At 71.3% G+C, this 15,541-nt stretch carries 15 protein-coding genes; 9 read left to right on the top strand and 6 right to left on the bottom strand.

Features of this window, described 5'->3' with window-relative positions:
• Positions 1 to 79: 79 nt before the first annotated feature.
• A complete protein-coding gene (locus tag ACGFIE_RS25655) occupies positions 80 to 685 on the bottom strand; it encodes a response regulator transcription factor (RefSeq protein WP_393299021.1) in 606 nt (201 codons plus the stop codon).
• A 202-nt stretch (positions 686 to 887) separates the two neighbouring features.
• Complete coding sequence (locus ACGFIE_RS25650; protein WP_393299018.1) at positions 888 to 2,027, bottom strand: hypothetical protein; 1,140 nt, start codon at positions 2,025 to 2,027, stop codon at positions 888 to 890.
• A gap of 254 nt (positions 2,028 to 2,281) precedes the next feature.
• Between ACGFIE_RS25650 and ACGFIE_RS25645 the strand changes: the two genes are divergently transcribed.
• The 3 genes from ACGFIE_RS25645 (at position 2,282) to ACGFIE_RS25635 (ending at position 4,695) form a co-directional block, all read left to right on the top strand.
• Positions 2,282 to 2,716, top strand: coding sequence for a glutaredoxin domain-containing protein (locus tag ACGFIE_RS25645; RefSeq protein ID WP_393299015.1), 435 nt, complete (start codon positions 2,282 to 2,284; stop codon positions 2,714 to 2,716).
• Positions 2,717 to 2,852: 136 nt separating this feature from the next.
• Entirely contained in the window at positions 2,853 to 3,239 is a 387-nt protein-coding gene (locus ACGFIE_RS25640) for a DUF302 domain-containing protein (RefSeq protein WP_393299012.1), read from the top strand.
• 58 nt (positions 3,240 to 3,297) lie between these two features.
• Entirely contained in the window at positions 3,298 to 4,695 is a 1,398-nt protein-coding gene (locus ACGFIE_RS25635) for an acyl-CoA synthetase (protein WP_393299009.1), read from the top strand.
• A gap of 62 nt (positions 4,696 to 4,757) precedes the next feature.
• On the opposite strand, the gene ACGFIE_RS25630 is transcribed toward ACGFIE_RS25635, so the two are convergent.
• Both ACGFIE_RS25630 and ACGFIE_RS25625 read right to left on the bottom strand, forming a co-directional pair.
• The gene (locus tag ACGFIE_RS25630; RefSeq protein WP_393299006.1) at positions 4,758 to 5,396 is read right to left on the bottom strand and encodes a TetR family transcriptional regulator; all 639 of its coding nucleotides are present in this window, start codon (positions 5,394 to 5,396) and stop codon (positions 4,758 to 4,760) included.
• A gap of 41 nt (positions 5,397 to 5,437) precedes the next feature.
• On the bottom strand, positions 5,438 to 6,997 hold the full coding sequence (locus ACGFIE_RS25625; RefSeq protein ID WP_393299003.1) for an MFS transporter: 1,560 nt from the start codon (positions 6,995 to 6,997) through the stop codon (positions 5,438 to 5,440).
• A gap of 245 nt (positions 6,998 to 7,242) precedes the next feature.
• On the opposite strand from ACGFIE_RS25625, the gene ACGFIE_RS25620 reads away from it, so the two are divergent.
• Positions 7,243 to 8,838 carry a hypothetical protein gene (locus ACGFIE_RS25620; RefSeq protein ID WP_393299000.1) on the top strand — a complete coding sequence of 532 codons (1,596 nt, stop codon included), beginning with the start codon at positions 7,243 to 7,245 and terminating at the stop codon, positions 8,836 to 8,838.
• Positions 8,839 to 9,015: 177 nt separating this feature from the next.
• Here ACGFIE_RS25620 and ACGFIE_RS25615 read toward each other — a convergent pair whose 3' ends face one another.
• Both ACGFIE_RS25615 and ACGFIE_RS25610 read right to left on the bottom strand, forming a co-directional pair.
• The gene (locus ACGFIE_RS25615; protein WP_393298997.1) at positions 9,016 to 10,101 is read right to left on the bottom strand and encodes a hypothetical protein; all 1,086 of its coding nucleotides are present in this window, start codon (positions 10,099 to 10,101) and stop codon (positions 9,016 to 9,018) included.
• Positions 10,102 to 10,269: 168 nt separating this feature from the next.
• On the bottom strand, positions 10,270 to 11,748 hold the full coding sequence (locus ACGFIE_RS25610; protein WP_393298995.1) for a DUF1996 domain-containing protein: 1,479 nt from the start codon (positions 11,746 to 11,748) through the stop codon (positions 10,270 to 10,272).
• A gap of 259 nt (positions 11,749 to 12,007) precedes the next feature.
• Between ACGFIE_RS25610 and ACGFIE_RS25605 the strand changes: the two genes are divergently transcribed.
• From ACGFIE_RS25605 to ACGFIE_RS25585, 5 genes are all read left to right on the top strand, one after another.
• Positions 12,008 to 12,658 (top strand): TMEM175 family protein, encoded by a 651-nt coding sequence (locus ACGFIE_RS25605; protein WP_393298992.1) that lies wholly within the window; start codon positions 12,008 to 12,010, stop codon positions 12,656 to 12,658.
• Positions 12,659 to 12,811: 153 nt separating this feature from the next.
• Entirely contained in the window at positions 12,812 to 13,222 is a 411-nt protein-coding gene (locus ACGFIE_RS25600; RefSeq protein WP_393298989.1) for a DUF6069 family protein, read from the top strand.
• Positions 13,223 to 13,263: 41 nt separating this feature from the next.
• The gene (locus tag ACGFIE_RS25595; RefSeq protein WP_363683991.1) at positions 13,264 to 13,617 is read left to right on the top strand and encodes a YciI family protein; all 354 of its coding nucleotides are present in this window, start codon (positions 13,264 to 13,266) and stop codon (positions 13,615 to 13,617) included.
• Positions 13,618 to 13,636: 19 nt separating this feature from the next.
• The gene (locus tag ACGFIE_RS25590) at positions 13,637 to 14,836 is read left to right on the top strand and encodes an RNA polymerase sigma factor (protein ID WP_393298986.1); all 1,200 of its coding nucleotides are present in this window, start codon (positions 13,637 to 13,639) and stop codon (positions 14,834 to 14,836) included.
• Positions 14,833 to 15,411, top strand: coding sequence for a dihydrofolate reductase family protein (locus ACGFIE_RS25585; RefSeq protein ID WP_393298983.1), 579 nt, complete (start codon positions 14,833 to 14,835; stop codon positions 15,409 to 15,411). The genes ACGFIE_RS25590 and ACGFIE_RS25585 overlap by 4 nt, the downstream gene beginning before the upstream one ends.
• Positions 15,412 to 15,541 lie beyond the last annotated feature (130 nt).

The raw sequence follows: 15,541 nt of genomic DNA, 5'->3' as shown, positions 1-15,541 counted from the left end.
ATATTCAAACACGCATCCGCGAGGTCCGCACGGCGACGGGGGCGGGTCCGGGCACCTCTGCCGGCCCCGCCCCCGACGGCTACAACCAGCCGTTACTTCGCGCGCGCCACACCGCTTCCAGACGGTTGCGAGCCCCCGTCTTGCGCAGGATCACCGACAGGTGGTTGCGCACCGTCCCGTGTGCCAGAAAGAGGCGGGCCGCGATCTCCTTCAGGGGCAGACCCTCGGCCGCCATCCGCAGCACGTCCATCTCCCGCGCTGTCAACGGGACCTCCGGAGGGCTCAGCACCGCCACCGCGGCGGCCGGGTCGATCGCCCGTTCCCCGGCGGCGAGCGCGCGGATCGCCCGTACCAGCTCCACCAGTGAGCTGTCCTTTCCGACCAGGCCGCGTGCGCCGGCCGCCAGCGCGGCCTCCACCAGGGCAGGACTCCACCGAGGGCTCATGGCCAGCACGGCCGCGTGCGGCGCCTCGTCGCTGATCCGGGCGACCACCTCCACCGGGTCGGGCGACTCCGGTGTCAGCGCCAGCACCACCACCTGGGGTCTGCACCTGCGGACCACCGTCAACAACTCGCCGACACCCTCGACGTCGGCGACCACCTTCATGTCCTCCTCACCTGACAGCGCGGCGCACAGCGCACCGCGAAGTAAACCCATGTCCTCGGCGACGACAACGTGGATCACCACGTTTCTCCGATCTCAGGTACGCGTCACACCGGCCACCGAACCCGGAACGTCCACGGGCTGCTCAGGCGGTCGTGCGCGACGGGCGGACAGGCATGGGCCCGCGGCACACCGTCATGGCAGACGGGCACGGGCACTGATCGACCACGCCAGCGGACGGAGCCGATTGTGTCGGCCGGCCACCCGGGGCGGTCGATCCGCCTCAGCCCGGGCGGGCGATCGCAGACGGAGCGCGGCTCTCGACAGCGAGTGGCACGAGTGCGCAGGGCACCCCGGTGCCGAGGGGGGACTGCCGGTCGACCGGCAGGATCAGCCCGGGGACTGGCGTCGATCCGTTGTCGACGCCGGCGGCATCCTCGTCGACGGGCGCGACGGGTCGGACGGGATGGTCGACGGCCACCGCCAACGGGGCGGAGCGCACGGCCGCGTGCCCCGTCGACGCCGCGGAACGCGCGGGGCCGGCGACGAACATCGGCAGCGGCGCGGCCGCCGTGGCGCGTGCCACCCCGCACGCGGCGGGGACGGGTGGCGGCGCCGGTGATGTCGGCACGGCCGTCACCGGTGGCGAGCCGGTCACCGGCAGTTCGGCCGGCCCGGGCGCTCGGGGAGCAGCCAGCGGAGGTGCGGCCGGAGGGATCACCGCCCGGAGCGCGGGCGGGAGGAGAGCGTCGGTGACACGGACGAGCGCGATGATGACCGACTGGATCGGCACCGCGCGCACGATGTCGACGACGTGCGGCAGCGGGGCGGTGATCAGGCCCACCGCGAGAGAACCGGCCGGTACGGGCGGCGCGAGCGGATGGGCCGGTACGGGCAGCGCGGGCGCGTCGGCCGCGGAGGGGGCCGGCCCCGGTCCCGGGCCGGCGGCCGGCCGGGACGGGCGCCCGTGGGGAGCGGGGCGATGAGTCACGGATGCCGGTGAGGCGGGCCGGAGCTGTGTGCGCTCGACGGTGCCGGACGGGACGGTGGCGCCGACCCGAGGCAGCGGCACGGACCCGCGCGATGCGTTCGTCGGCCGACGAGGCGCCGCCGGGGGCGTCAGGTCACGGGGCGCGACGACGCCGCCGATGGCCCCTGCCAGCGGGGCACGAAGCCGGTCATGGGGGGTCTTGTCGGCCCGTACGACGCGCGGGCGGGCATCCGCGGAACGCTCGGCGACCGTGAGCCGCGCGATCGGCTCGACCAGAGCGCGGAGCTGCCGATGAGGCTCGTCGCCGGGGTGGCTGCGTATCCCGTCGGCGGCGGCCGGCTCCTGGAACAGGGCGGCCAGCAGGAAACCGGCACCGACGGCAGCCGCGATCAGCACCACCCGCCGGGCGAGCCTGCGCAGTCGGCCGGCCACGAGCGGAGCCGATCGGCCTGGCGCAGACATCGTCGCGGTTCCGTTGACGGGACTTCGCACGCCGACACGACCCCCCTTCCCTCTGGATTGCTGACCCATGGTAGCCATGCACTCACGCATTCGCATCTGAAGATGCGTGTGAGTCGTCAACCGGACTCGGCACCGCGTCCGCGCGATCTCGGCGGCGCGATCCGGGTATTCCGCCCAGGCCGGCGAGAGCGCGTGTCCGCTCGTCCGGCGGTAGTGTCCCCGACGTGGCGCGGCGGTGGACCCTGGCGATCGTGACGGCGACCTGCGGCGTGGTGGTCCTGGTGGCCCAGCTGCGGGCCGGGTTACCGGTGGTCGGCGGCGTCGAGTTCCTGATTTTCCTGGTGCTGGCGCTGTTGCTGTCGCCGTGGGCCTTTCCCCGCTCGGTGGGCGCGGCCATGGCGCAACGGGCCAGCGCGGCGGACGGGCGGCCGATCGTGTACTGGCGTCCCGGCTGCCGCTACTGCCTTCACCTCCGGTTCTCGCTTGGCCGGCTCGCCCGGCGGGCGCACTGGGTGGACATCTGGCACGATCCGGCGGGTGCCGCCGCCGTCCGGGCGATAACCGGCGGCAATGAGACCGTGCCCACCGTCGTGCTCGGCGGTCGGGCCGTGGTGAACCCCGATCGGGCCTGGCTCCGCGAGCGACTCCGCTCGTCCTGACACGCGCGCGCATCGGGGGTCGGGCGCCACGCCTGTCGCGAACCAGGGGCTGTTTGCCGCAATCCTCCCCGGGCCGCCCTCGGTTGCCGGCACGATGAGATGGATTCGCTGATGCCACGGTGAGCGGGGGTTGGGCGTGAACGACGGGTTGGTCACCAGGCGGAGCGCCCGCGATGTCGGCGAGACGGTCGCGGCGCTGCGGGCCGAGGCGGAACGCGCGGGCGCGGCGGTGGCGGCGGTGGTCGACCACGCGGCGGCCGCTCGCAAGGTCGGGCTGAGCATGCCGGACACGCAGGTCGTCATCTTCGGGAACCCGCAGGCGGGCACCCCGCTCATGCAGGCCCATCCGGAGATCGCCATCGACCTGCCGATGCGAATCATGGTGCGCGACGACGGCCAGCCCGGCTCGCTGGTCACCTGGCAGGACCCGGCGTACCTCGCCGAGCGGTACGGACTGGGCGGGGACCAACTCGCACCCCTGAAGGCACCGGCCACCATCGCCTCCGCGCTGGACGGCGGCTGAGCGACGTACGCCCGCACGCACAGTCCTGTACGTGTCACATCCGGCGTAGCCTCGGCCCATGCGCCTGCTCGCCGGTCTCGCCAGCTCCAACTCCGCCGTCGGCGACCTGATCCGGTTCGGCCCGGTGACGATGTCCGCCGAGCGTCTGCTGGGATGCGCCGCCGCTCTGGCGGACGACCTGCACGGGGAACCGGTCGTCGCCGTGCACGCCACCGCCACCGCCGAGACCGTGGTGGGGGTGGTCGGCGCGCTGCTCAGCGGGGCTGCCGTCGTCCCCGTGCCGCCCGACTCGGGTCCTCGGGAGAGGGCGCACATTCTGCGCGACTCCGGGGCGACGCTGCTGCTCGGCGGCACGGGAGACGAGCCGGCGCAGGTCGCGGTCCGTCGGGTCGACCTGGGGCGCGTCTCGGACACCCGACACCCGGAGCCGACTCCCGAACGAACCGCCCTGATCATGTACACGAGCGGCACCACGGGGGCGCCCAAGGGTGCCGTCCTGTCGCACCGTGCCGTGGAGGCCGGCATCGACGCGCTCGCCGACGCCTGGGCCTGGACCCCCGACGACCTCCTGGTGCACGGTCTTCCCCTGTTCCACGTCCACGGTCTCGTGCTCGGCGTGCTCGGCGCACTGCGGGTGGGTTGCCGACTGCACCACACCGGACGACCAACCCCGCAGGCGTACGCCGAGGCCGGCGGCACCCTCTACTTCGGGGTGCCGACCGTCTGGTCGCGGATCTGCGCCCAGCCCGCGGCCGCCGCGCGCCTCAGTTCGGCACGGCTGCTGGTCTCCGGCAGCGCCGCGTTGCCCGTGCCGTCGTTCGAGCGGATGCGTCAGCTCACCGGTCACCGGCCGGTCGAGCGCTACGGCATGACCGAGACGCTGATCACGCTGAGCAACCGGGCCGACGACCCGTCCCGCCGGCCCGGCATGGTCGGCACTCCGGTGCCGGGGGCGCAGACGCGGGTCGTCGACGACGACGGGCACCCGGTACCCGCCGACGGTACGGCCATCGGGGAGCTGTGGGTTCGAGGGCCGATGCTGTTCGACGGCTACCTGGGCAAACCCGACGTCACCGCCCGACTGCTCGACGGGGACGGGTGGTTCCGTACCGGTGATATCGCGAGCGTGTCACCCGACGGCGCGCACCGACTTGTCGGCCGCCGGTCCACCGACCTGATCAAGAGCGGTGGTTACCGGATCGGCGCGGGTGAGGTCGAGGACGCGCTGCTGGCCCACCCGGGCGTTCGTGAGGCTGCGGTCGTCGGTACGCCCGACGACGACCTCGGCCAGGAGGTGACCGCCTTCGTCGTCGCTGACCAGGTCACCGCGGCCGAGCTCGTCGACTTCGTGGCACGGACGCTGTCCGTCCACAAACGGCCTCGACAGATCAGGTTCCTCGACGCGCTGCCCCGCAACGCGATGGGCAAGGTGCAGAAGCACCTGCTCGCCGGCTGACCACCGTGGCGCGCGGCTCGGCCCCGGCGCCTGTCGTCCTCGTGGAGACGGTCGGCGCCGGGTCAGTCGGAGGCCCCGTCGGTCGGCGCGTCGTGCGTCAACTCCGCGCGCAGCGCGTCGAAGGCCTCGTTGATGAGGTGGCGCAGGTCGTCGGCGCCGTTGCTCTCCGCCCAGTACCGGATGGCCTCCGTCGTGGCCGCCAGGGCCGCCGCGACCACGACCCGCAGGTGCAGCTCGCCGCGGGACCCGCCGGCGGTGGGCGCCAGGGCCGCGAGGAGCAGCCGCTGGTCGGCGTCGCGCCGCTGCCCGGTGCCGGCTCGCAGCGCGGGTGTCCGGTAGACCAGCCGCATCCGGGCCAGCAGCACGTCGCGTTCGCTGTCGTAGAGCTGGTTGAGCCCGTGCGTGAGAGCGTGCCGGATCTTGTCGATGGCGGGCTCGTCGGCCGGACGCTCGGCGATCAGGTCGGCGATCATCGGGTCGTAGTCGTCCTCGAGCGCCGCGTCCTCCTTGGTGGGGAAGTAGCGGAAGAACGTCATGTGGGAGACGCCGGAGGCGGCCGCGATCTCCTCGACCGTCGTGGCGTCGAAACCCTTCTCCAGAAAGAGCCGCATGGCGTTCTGCTGAAGCAGCCGTCGGGTGCGCTCGCGTTTCGCGCGCCGCCAGTCGGTTCCCGCGGCCCGGGACGTGTCAGTACCGCTCACAGGGGGCTCATTCCGCGGATTCATCGGGATACCGTGGCAGCCTAACCTCTGCTCCGCGCGGTGGTACGCGCCGGGGATTCGTCGTCATCGTGCGGTGTCACCGCCGTGAGCGGTTCGCGTGTCGGCAGGAAGGCCAGGCAGAGCGCGGCGCCGACCACGGCGAGGCCGAAGCAGCACCACATGACCATCGACATCCCGTCGACGTACGCCAGGTGGGCGGAGCGCAACAGCGCGGAACCGGACGGTCCGAGCCTGTCCGCGACGGCGGCCGCGCCGAACACCGACTCCTTCGCCGCGTCGGCCGCGTCGGACGGGAGACCGCCGAGCGCCGGAGCGAGGTCCTTCCGGTAGACACCGGACAGCACGCTGCCCAGCGCGGCCACCGCCACCGCGCTGCCGACCTGGCGCAGCGTGTTCACGACCGCCGAGCCGCTGCCCGCGTCGTCGTCGCCGACCGAGCCGACGGCCGCCTCCAGGGAGGTGGCCATCACGGCGCCGACGCCGAACCCGCAGCCGGCCAGGCCGACCGCCAGCCACACGTACTCGCTGGCCTCGTCGACCCGGGTCAGCAGGAGCAGCCCGGCGCCCAGCACCACCAGGCCGGTGATCACGATGACCTTCCCGCCGAACCTACGGTCCAGGCTGGTGGCCAGGGCGCCGGACACCAGAAGGCCAGCCATCATCGGGATGATCCGTAGGCCGGTGCCGAGCGGGTCGAAGCCCCGCACCGCCTGCAGGTAGAGCGGGACCACGAAGATGACACCGGCGAGCGCGAAGGCGACGATCATGATCGCGACGGTGTTCCAGGTGAACTGCGGCATGCGGAACAGTCGGAACGTCACCAACGGGTGGATGACGTGCCGTTCCCAGGCCACGAACAGCGCGATCGCTGTCACCGCGCCGATCAGCAGGGCGATGGTCAGGCCGTCCGTCCAGCCCGATTCGGGGCCGCGGATGACGCCGTACACCAGGGCGACAGTGGCGACCACGGCCAGGATGCTGCCGACGACGTCCAGCGGGCGCGGCGTCTCGCTGCGCGACTCGTCGATCAGCAGCAGCCCGGCCACGAACGCGATCGCGAGGATCGGAACGTTGATCCAGAAGACCGAACTCCACGAGTAGCGCTCGAGCAGGACGCCGCCGAGGATCGGCCCGAACGGCATTCCGGCGCCGACCGCGGCCGTGAACAGGGCCATGGCCCGGGTGCGTTCCCGGCCGGAGAAGGTCGTGATGACAAGCGCCGGGGTCAACGGCAGGATGATCGCGGACCCGACACCCAGCACGGCGCGGGCCGCGATCAACTGGCCCGCCGTCTCCGACAGCGCGGCGGCGATCGAGGCGACGAAGAACAGGCCGAGCCCCGTCAGCATGACCTTCTTGCGGCCGATACGGTCGGCGATCGCGCCGGAGGGCAGCATCGCGCCGGCGATCGCCAGCGAGTACGCGTCGACGATCCACTGCAGGTCGGAGGTGCTGGCGCCCAGCGAGCTCGAGATGCTGGGCAGGGCCACGTTCAGGACGGTGAAATCGAGGCTCAGCACCAGTACGGCAAGGCAGACGGCGACAAGCATCCACCAGCGGCGATCAACGCGTGTGCTCATCCTCAGGGCTCCTTCGAGTTAGCCACTAACATGTTAGAAGCTAACGCAAGAGCGTGTCCGAGACAACAGCGCTGACGGTGGGGGGCGAACTGCGGCGTATCCGCACCGAATGCAGGACTTCTTCGCATAAGACCGGTTAATGCGAGTTCCGCTCGGCTACGTTCCCCGTGGGGGCGACAACCGATTTGTCGCTGTCTGCACCGAGTGTGACGTGCAGAGACATGGTGTACGGAGAAGGGGCAGGTATGTCCAACCATCGACACCCGAACGACGACGACACAGCGGCAGATCGACCTCGTCCGCCGAGGAAGCGGCGGGCACGCTGGCTCGTCGCCGGGGTGGCCGGCCTGACCGGGGTCGCCGGCCTGGCCGCCGTCGCGGCACCGGCAGGGGTGACCGCAGCGTTCGCCACGGGCGGCGGCAGCCTGCTGAACGTCGGAGAGCAGGTGCTCACCGGGAACAGCCGGGCCGCGGACGACGACAAGGCGGGGCACGGCTCCGGCGGTCGCGACGACAAGGACCACAGGGGCGACGACAAGTGGAGCGGCGCGGGCGGCGACGCCTGGGACGTACCCTGTGGCGCCAACGAGTTGATCGCGGCGCTCGTCCGCGCGAACGCCGGACACGGGGCGAAGCTCAAGCTCGCCGAGAGGTGCACCTACACGCTCAACGCGTCCGCGCCGCAGCCGCCCGTGCCCCATGGTCCCATCGGCCTGCCGATCGTCACTCAGCCGATCACCATCGACGGCAACGGGTCCACGATCGTCCGCGGGGCCACCGCCACACCGTTCCGGATCCTGGAGGTGGGCGCGGGCGGAGACCTGAAGCTGCGCGACGTCACCATCAAGGGCGGCGAGGACAGGAGTGGGATCGGCGGCGGTGGAGGCGGCATCCGGATCGACATCGGCGGCCGGGCCACCCTCGAGAACATCGAGGTGGTCTTCAACCACACCAACGGCTTGGGCGGCGGGATCGCCAACTTCGGGAACACCAGCATCCTCGGCCGGAGCGATCACGGCGCGGACAAGGGCCGGAACGACAAGGGCGGGGACGACAAGGGCCGGGACGGCAAGGACGGCGACAAGCACGGGGACGACGAGAGCAGGATCAGCGACAACGGTTCCCAGATTGACGGCGGGGGCGTCTACAACAACGGCAACCTCACCGTGCGGAACACCAGGCTCAGCGACAACAGCACGGTCGGGATCTTCAACGTCCTGCCCATCGGTGGCACGGGCGGTGGTCTGTCGAACTCCAGCGTCGCGGTGCTCGAGGACGTCCGCGTCCACCACAACACCGCCGGCTTCCGGGGTGGTGGCATCCGCAGCGGCATCAACGCCACCACCACGGCCCGGAACATCGAGGTCACCGAGAACGCGACAGGCAGCGAGGGCGGCGGAATCTTCAGCGACGGCGTCTTCCACCTGGAGCACAGCAAGATCAGCCGCAACAACGCCGGCCAACGCGGCGGCGGGATCTTCAACCAGATCGGTCAATTCGTGGCCGAGGACGTCCAGATCAGTGAGAACGCCGCCAGCACGAACAGCAGCATAGAGAACGGCGGCGGCGTCTACGTCGGCAGCGGCGTCGTCGTGCTGCGGCACACCCAGGTCAGCCGCAACAAGGCGTTCGGCACGGATTCGCGGGCCGGCGGCATCTACAACGGGGGCACCGTCACCCTCACCGAATCCAGGGTCACGGAGAACATCTCCGTCCTGGCGCCGGGAGGGATCTTCAACGACGGCGGCCAGGCCACCGTGGACGAGAAGTCGGTCGTCAGCGGCAACCGGCCCACCAACTGCACGCCCAGCGCGCCACCAGTCACCAACTGCTTCGGCTGAGCGGCTCCTCGGCCAGCTTGCCGAGCGGACCAGCGCGACCGACAGCGGTACGGGACATCCGGTCCCGCTCCGGCTCGATCACCAGATCGGACCGTGGCGGGACCGGATGCGTACGTCAGAGCGGCTTCTTCCTGCCGGCGGCGACCGGGAGCGGCCACCGCCGGCGCGGTCGTGGCGTCAGAGCCGCGAGGTGAAGGTGGCCAGGAAGCGGTGCGGGGTAACCACCCCGGCGTTGTCGAAGCAGATCACGTCGACGTCGGCGTTCGTGGTGTACGTCCACGGTTGGGTGAGATGGCAGTAGTTGCTGCCGACGCCCTGCGCCACCACCTGGACGTGCGTCTCCTTGAGCCCGATCTGCGGGAAGGTCGCCAGGTAGCGGCCGGCCGGCGCCAGCGGCGCCACCGTGTTGGCGCCGACGCCGAGGACCGAGTTGTCGTTTGTCGGCCCGCCGACGGCGGTGCCCAGGTACCCGAAGCGCGACGGCGGCGCGAGGGAGCCGATCACCGGCCGTCGGCGGTGGTACGACAGGGCGAAGTCGGTGTTGACGAACGCGCCGGCCTGGTCGTAGCAGAAGACGTACACCTGCACGTCGCTGCCCACGGCGGCCCAGGAGTAGACCTTGCACCGGCGGGGGCCGGCGTTCGGCTGCACGGCGGTGACCTGCACGTTGCCGGCGAGCACCCCGGCCAGCCCCACCCCGGGCAGCCGCACCAGGTACTGCCCGACCCCCAGTGGCCCGGCCGTGTTCACCGCGCCCGTCGAGTTGTACGACTGCACCACCACGCCGCCGCCCCACTGCACGTACGCGTGGGAGGTGCCGGCCGGCAGTACGCCGGAGCTGGTCGTCCAGAGCACCGTGAACGGGGTGTCCTCGCGCGTGCCACCGGGCCGGTGGCACTGCACGTCGACGATCTCGTCGACGCCGGACTGGAACCAGCGAACCACCTCGCAGTAGTGCCCGGTCCGGTTCACCGGAGTCACGTGCGGCACGCCCCGCGAGGCGGCGCCCACCTGTGGAAAGCGGACCTGGAACCGGCCGGGCGCGAGCTTGACGCCGGTGGCCCAGGCGGCCGGGAACGCGGTCTTCCAGCTACCCCACTGCCGGCTGGTGTCCAGCACGGTCCAGACCGGCACCGTGGGGTCCTGCACGTACGCGAACCCCCAGCGGTCGGCGGTGGCCGCGGCGGCCGGCGTCGGCGGTGCGAGTGCGCCGGCGGCCAGGACGGCGGCCAGCGCGGCGGTGACGAACGATCGGAGACGCATCTGTTCCTCCAGTCGACAGGGACGTGTCGGCAAGGAGTGTGCGCCTGGTGACGGGTTGGTCACAGTCGGCTGTGCCGCGTGCGGGTGTCGGGTGTCGGCCACCCGCAGGTGACAACGGACGGCCCCCTCGCCGGGCGAGAGGGCCGTCCAGGAGTGCGGATGCGGGGATCAGCCGCCGGCGAACGTCGGTTCCACCCCGCACTTGGCGTCCTGGTTGAGGCAGGACTTCACCAGGGCGCCCAGGTGGTCGGGCTCCCAGGCGTTCATGAAGTCGCCGTGCATGGAGGACGGCTTGCCGGAGGCGAGGCTGAGACCGTCCCCGCCCAGCGACTGGTAGTTGACCATGAAGGAGAGGTCGGGCACCGCCACCGGGTACTTGCCGGTGCAGACGCCGTTGACCGGGTCGCCCATGTGCGACTTGTGGTCGGGCGAGTCGATGTTCTTGCCGTCCCAGCAGTCCTTGAACACCAGCTGGAAGATGAGGTTGCCGCCGGGGGCGCAGACCGGCCAGTTGCCGTCGGCGCTGCGGCCGATCTCGGCGCTGCCGGCGCACCAGAACTGATTGCTACCGGCGTTCTTCGGGGTGTCCACCTGCTTCTTGGCGTCGCCCTCGACAACCCGCAGGCCCGGCGGGAAGGGCTTGACTGTCGACGGGTCCTTGACGCGCGAGCCGTAGTAGACCCGGAAGCTCTTCATCGGAACGGGCTTGCCGTCCTTGCGCAGCTCCGGGACCCAGTAGGCGCTCAGGTCACCGGGGGCGTTGCAGGTGGTCGTCGAGGAGAGCAGCTTGTCGGTGGTGGTGAAGGCGTCGACCTTGGGACCGAAGAACGTGTGCATGTGCGAGGCGCCCGAGAGGCCGGGCAGGACGATCGGGTCGTCCGGCGCGGAGTTGGCGACCTCGCAGTCGGTGTGGAACTCGGGGACGCGGGTGGTGCCCGCCGGCACCGCCTTCGGCGTGATCGCGTTGAAGGCGGCCAGTTCCTTGCTCCACCTGGCCTGGTCGACAGGCACCCAGCCGCCGCCGGCCGGAGCGCCCGACGGGGACGTCGAGGGGGACGCCGACGGGCTGGAGCTCGGTGCGGCCGTCACGCTCGGCGTCGTGGCCGTCGCCGGACCGAACGTGAACCAGTTCAGATTCACGAAGTCCGACGTGCCGATGCTCTTCAGGACGGCGAAGACGGTCTGCGCGCCGGCCGGCACACGTGATGCCTTCGCGGTGACCGTCGTCCACTTCTGCCAGCCGCCGGTGGAGGCGATCGGGAAACTGGCCAGCAGTTGACCGTCCCGCGCGCCGAGGTGCAACTCGACAGAGCCGCCTGTGGTGTTCAGTGCGGCGACCCGGGCCGTCAGGTCGGCGCCGGTAATCGCCACGTTGTCGTACCGCAGCCAGTCGCCGTCGGCCAGCCAGCCGACGTTCCTGCCGCCGTCGGTGTCGCCTGTGCTCTCGGTCTGCGCACCGGACTGCGCGGCGAATGCCTCCGCCTGGACCCGGCCGGGCACGGCTACCTCTTCGGCCTGGGCGCCGGCGATGTAGATGCCGCTGCCGCCCAGCGCGGCGACGACCGCGGCGGCGAGCGTGGTGCGAGCGAGGCGACGGCGCTTCCGCGCCCGGTCCGGTGGTGCGACATGCGCGGGGGGAGTCCGCATTGCCAGTGGTTTCCTTCGAGTTGGCTATAACGCTCCGGTCGGGATGAAGTATGTGCACGTCCAGATCCCGCAGCAACGTGCGGAAAAAGATTTAAGGAGGGTGCTGAGCAGGGCTCCTGGTGGCCGCCGTCCCCGCTCGGGATAACAGTTTTTCGCCCGCGCAGCCTTAAGTTTGTTTTAACTCCCCGAAGGCGACCCGACCCCCGCTGATTACGGATTCTGCGGTAACGAATCGTCATCCGATCGGATACTGGAGGGCATGTCGTCCCGACCTGGCACCCCTCGGCTGACGCGCCGGCCGGGGCGGCTGGTCGCCTTCAGCGACGGTGTCTTCGCCATCGCCGTGACGCTCCTCGTGCTGGAGATCCAACCGCCGAAGGACTTCGGGCGCCTCCTGCCGGGCCTTGGGGCGCTGTGGCCGTCGTACCTGGGCTACGCGCTGAGCTTCCTGCTCATCGGGCAGGTGTGGGTGAATCACCACGTCATGTTCGACCGGGTGCGGCACGTCGACCGTCCGGTCCTGTTCCTCAACACGCTGCTCCTGATGGTCATCGCGTTCCTGCCGTTCTCCACGTCGCTGCTCGCCGACGCGCTCCGCGCGGAGCAGGGGCTACGCATTGCGGTAGTCGTCTACGGCAGCACACTGTGGGTGGCAGCGGCCCTGTTCAACGTCATCTGGGCACACCTTCGCCGGGCGAAACTCCTGGATCCCAGTCTCGGGCCCTTCGGCGTCCGGGCCATCGGCCGCCGCTACGCGTTCGCGCTGGTCTGGATCGGCGGCGGCATCCTCGTCGGCGCGTTCGTGCCGATCGCCGGCGTGGCCATCATCGCGGCCTTCCTGCCCGCCTACTACCTGCCCATCCGTGGCGAGTACGGCGAGGGCGGCGAGACCACCGACAGTCGGAGCTGAACCGGCCCGTTGGCCCGGAGACCGGCTCGGCGTACACCGCGGTCGAGATTCGTCAAAATATTGTGGGCGTGGCTGTCGATCGGGGCCGGCTCTCTTCGTAGCCCTAGTGAGAGCCCGGCATCGAGACGGGCCACGCACCCGCTGGAGGGCACGATGACCACCACCGCGCAGACCACCCGCACCACCACGGCCTTCGGCGCGCTGATCGGGGCCGGTGTGCTCGCCACGGTCGCCGCGAGCGCCACCACCATGGCCGTCGCCACCGTCGGCCGTGCGGCGGGCGTCAGCCTCGACGTGAGCGGTGCCCCGATTCCGGTTTCCGGGTTCGGTGTGCTGACCGCAGCCTTCTCGGCGATCGGCGTGCTCCTCGCCGTACTGCTGGCCCGCTTCGCGCGGCGGCCGCGGCGCGCGTTCGTCCGTACGACCGTGGTGTTGACGGTCCTGTCCCTGGTGCCGGACGTGCTCGCCGACGCCGGGACGCCCACCAAGGCGCTGCTGATGCTCACCCACCTGGTCGCGGCCGCGATCGTGATCCCGGCTGTCGCGCGTCGCCTGGCCGCCTGACCCCGTTCCCATCCCACCGTCGAGTTATCGAGAGGACCACCATGAAGCAGTACCTGCTGTCCGTGCACTTCGTCGAGGGCGCGCCGACGCCGTCCGACGAGGAAACCCAGATCATGTTCCGGGAGACCGGTCGGATCAACGACGACATGCAGGCCGCGGGCGCCTGGGTCTTCGCCGGGGGCCTCACGTCGCCCGACAGCGCCACAGTCGTACGGGTCGAGAACGGCGCCACCTCCATGAGCGACGGGCCGTTCGCCGAGACGAAGGAACACATCGCCGGATTCTGGGTGATCAAGTGCGACGACCTGGACGCGGCGCTGGCCTGGGCCGAGAGGTGCGCGGCCGCCTGCGGTCCGGTCGAGGTGCGCCCCTTCGACGACCTCTCCCAGGCCTGAGCGGAAGCCATCACCCGACATGGACCTGGCGAGCATCTACCGCGCGGAGTACGGCCGCTGCGTCGCCACCCTGGCCCGCCTCCTCGGTGACATCAACCTCGCCGAGGAGGCCGTCCAGGACGCCTTCGCCACAGCGCTGCAGAAGTGGCAGGCCCTGCCGCCCAACCCCGGGGCCTGGATCGTGACGACCGCGCGCAACCGGGCCATCGATCGGCTCCGCCGGGAGTCGACACGCGAGGCCCGGCACGCCCAGGCCCTGCTGCTACACCAACAGGACGAACCCCAGGAGGTGGGACCGGTGCAGGACGACCAACTGCGACTCATCTTCACCTGCTGTCACCCGGCACTGGCCCCGGACGCGCGGACGGCCCTCACGCTCCGTCTGCTCGGCGGTCTGGAGGTACCGGAGATCGCCCGGGCGTACCTGGTCCAGGAAACGACGATCGCGCAGCGGATCGTGCGTGCGAAGAAGAAGATCCGGGACGCCGGAATCCCGTACCGAGTGCCCGCCGAACACGAGCTGCCGGACCGGCTGCCGCCCGTGCTCACCGTGCTGTACCTGATGTTCAACGAGGGGTACGCGTCCACCGCCGGGCCGCTGATCAGGACGGACCTGTGCGCCGAGGCGATCCGGCTCGCCCGCGAGCTGGCCGCGTTGATGCCCGACGAGCCCGAGGTCCTGGGCCTGCTCGCCCTGCTGCTGTTGACCGAGGCACGGCGTCCGGCCCGGCTCGGCCCGACCGGCGAACTCGTGCTCCTGCCCGACCAGGACCGGTCGCTGTGGAACCGGGCGCTCATCGCCGAGGGCCACGACCTGGTCCGGCGCTGCCTGCGGCGCAACCGGCCCGGCCCGTATCAGATCCAGGCCGCGATAGGCGCGGTGCACACCGACGGCGTGGCCACCGACTGGCCGCAGGTCCTGGCGCTGTACGACCAGCTCCTCGCGCTCGCGCCGACCTCTGTCGTCGCGCTCAACCGGGCGGTCGCTGTCGCCGAGGTGCACGGGCCGGCGGTGGCCCTCGCCGCGCTGGAGGCCGTCGACCTTCCGGGCTACCACCGGCTGCCCGCCACCCGGGCCGAGCTGCTGGCCCGGCTCGGCCGCGACGCGGAGGCCCGCGCCGCCTACGACCAGGCCATCGCCCTGACCAGTAACGAGACCGAGCGTGCCTTCCTGCGGACGCGTCGTACCGCACTCATCCACCCGAGGAGATCATCATGACCACCACCTACACCTTCGACGTCTTCACCAGCCTCGACGGCTTCGGCAGCACCACGGGCAACTGGGGCGGCTACTGGGGTAAGCAGGGCCCGGAGCTGTTGGAGCGTCGCCTCGCCACGTACGGCGAGGACCTGCGGATGGTCTTCGGCGCCAGCACCTATCGCATGTTCGCGGGGATGCTGGCTGCCAGCACCGAGGACTCCGACGTCCGGGACGCCTGGGTCACCCGCATGATCAACCTTCCGGCGACTGTCGTGTCGAACACGGTGGAGGGCCCCCTCGACTGGCCGGACGGAACCGTCGTGCGCGGTGACGCCGTCGACGTCGTCGCCCGGCTCAAGGAGGAGTCCGACGTGCCGTTGCGCTCGCACGGCAGCCTCTCGATGAACCGGGCACTGCTGGCCGCCGGCCTGGTCGACTTCGTCCAGGTGACGCTCTTCCCGGTGGTCACCGGCGCGACCGGAACCGAGCCGATCTTCCACGGGACGGCCGACTACGACCTGGAGCTGATCGAGAGCCGGACGCTCGACGGCCGCACCCAGGAGTTCATCTACCGACCCAGCCTGCACGCCTGAGTCGTTCGTGGTCCGGCGGTGGGGCGGGGGGCGCCCCCCCCCCCGCCCGCCCCCCGCCCCCCCCCGCCCGCGGCCCCCCCCCCCCCCCACCCACCCCCGCACACCCCCCACCCCCTCCCCCGGGTGGGCC

It is taken from the genome of Micromonospora sp. NPDC049275 (assembly GCF_043197115.1).
In the GTDB taxonomy this organism is placed as follows: domain Bacteria; phylum Actinomycetota; class Actinomycetes; order Mycobacteriales; family Micromonosporaceae; genus Micromonospora.
Note: the sequence above shows the minus strand (reverse complement) of the source record. Positions and strands in the feature narration are given on the sequence as shown.

Bases quoted from the DNA above. Each gene is read 5' to 3' on its own strand.
- ACGFIE_RS25635 (WP_393299009.1), top strand. From the start codon at position 3,298: ATGCGCCTGCTCGCCGGTCTCGCCAGCTCCAACTCCGCCGTCGGCGAC.
- ACGFIE_RS25625 (WP_393299003.1), bottom strand. From the start codon at position 6,997: ATGAGCACACGCGTTGATCGCCGCTGGTGGATGCTTGTCGCCGTCTGC.
- ACGFIE_RS25620 (WP_393299000.1), top strand. From the start codon at position 7,243: ATGTCCAACCATCGACACCCGAACGACGACGACACAGCGGCAGATCGA.
- ACGFIE_RS25615 (WP_393298997.1), bottom strand. From the start codon at position 10,101: ATGCGTCTCCGATCGTTCGTCACCGCCGCGCTGGCCGCCGTCCTGGCC.
- ACGFIE_RS25610 (WP_393298995.1), bottom strand. From the start codon at position 11,748: ATGCGGACTCCCCCCGCGCATGTCGCACCACCGGACCGGGCGCGGAAG.
- ACGFIE_RS25605 (WP_393298992.1), top strand. From the start codon at position 12,008: ATGTCGTCCCGACCTGGCACCCCTCGGCTGACGCGCCGGCCGGGGCGG.
- ACGFIE_RS25600 (WP_393298989.1), top strand. From the start codon at position 12,812: ATGACCACCACCGCGCAGACCACCCGCACCACCACGGCCTTCGGCGCG.
- ACGFIE_RS25595 (WP_363683991.1), top strand. From the start codon at position 13,264: ATGAAGCAGTACCTGCTGTCCGTGCACTTCGTCGAGGGCGCGCCGACG.
- ACGFIE_RS25590 (WP_393298986.1), top strand. From the start codon at position 13,637: ATGGACCTGGCGAGCATCTACCGCGCGGAGTACGGCCGCTGCGTCGCC.
- ACGFIE_RS25585 (WP_393298983.1), top strand. From the start codon at position 14,833: ATGACCACCACCTACACCTTCGACGTCTTCACCAGCCTCGACGGCTTC.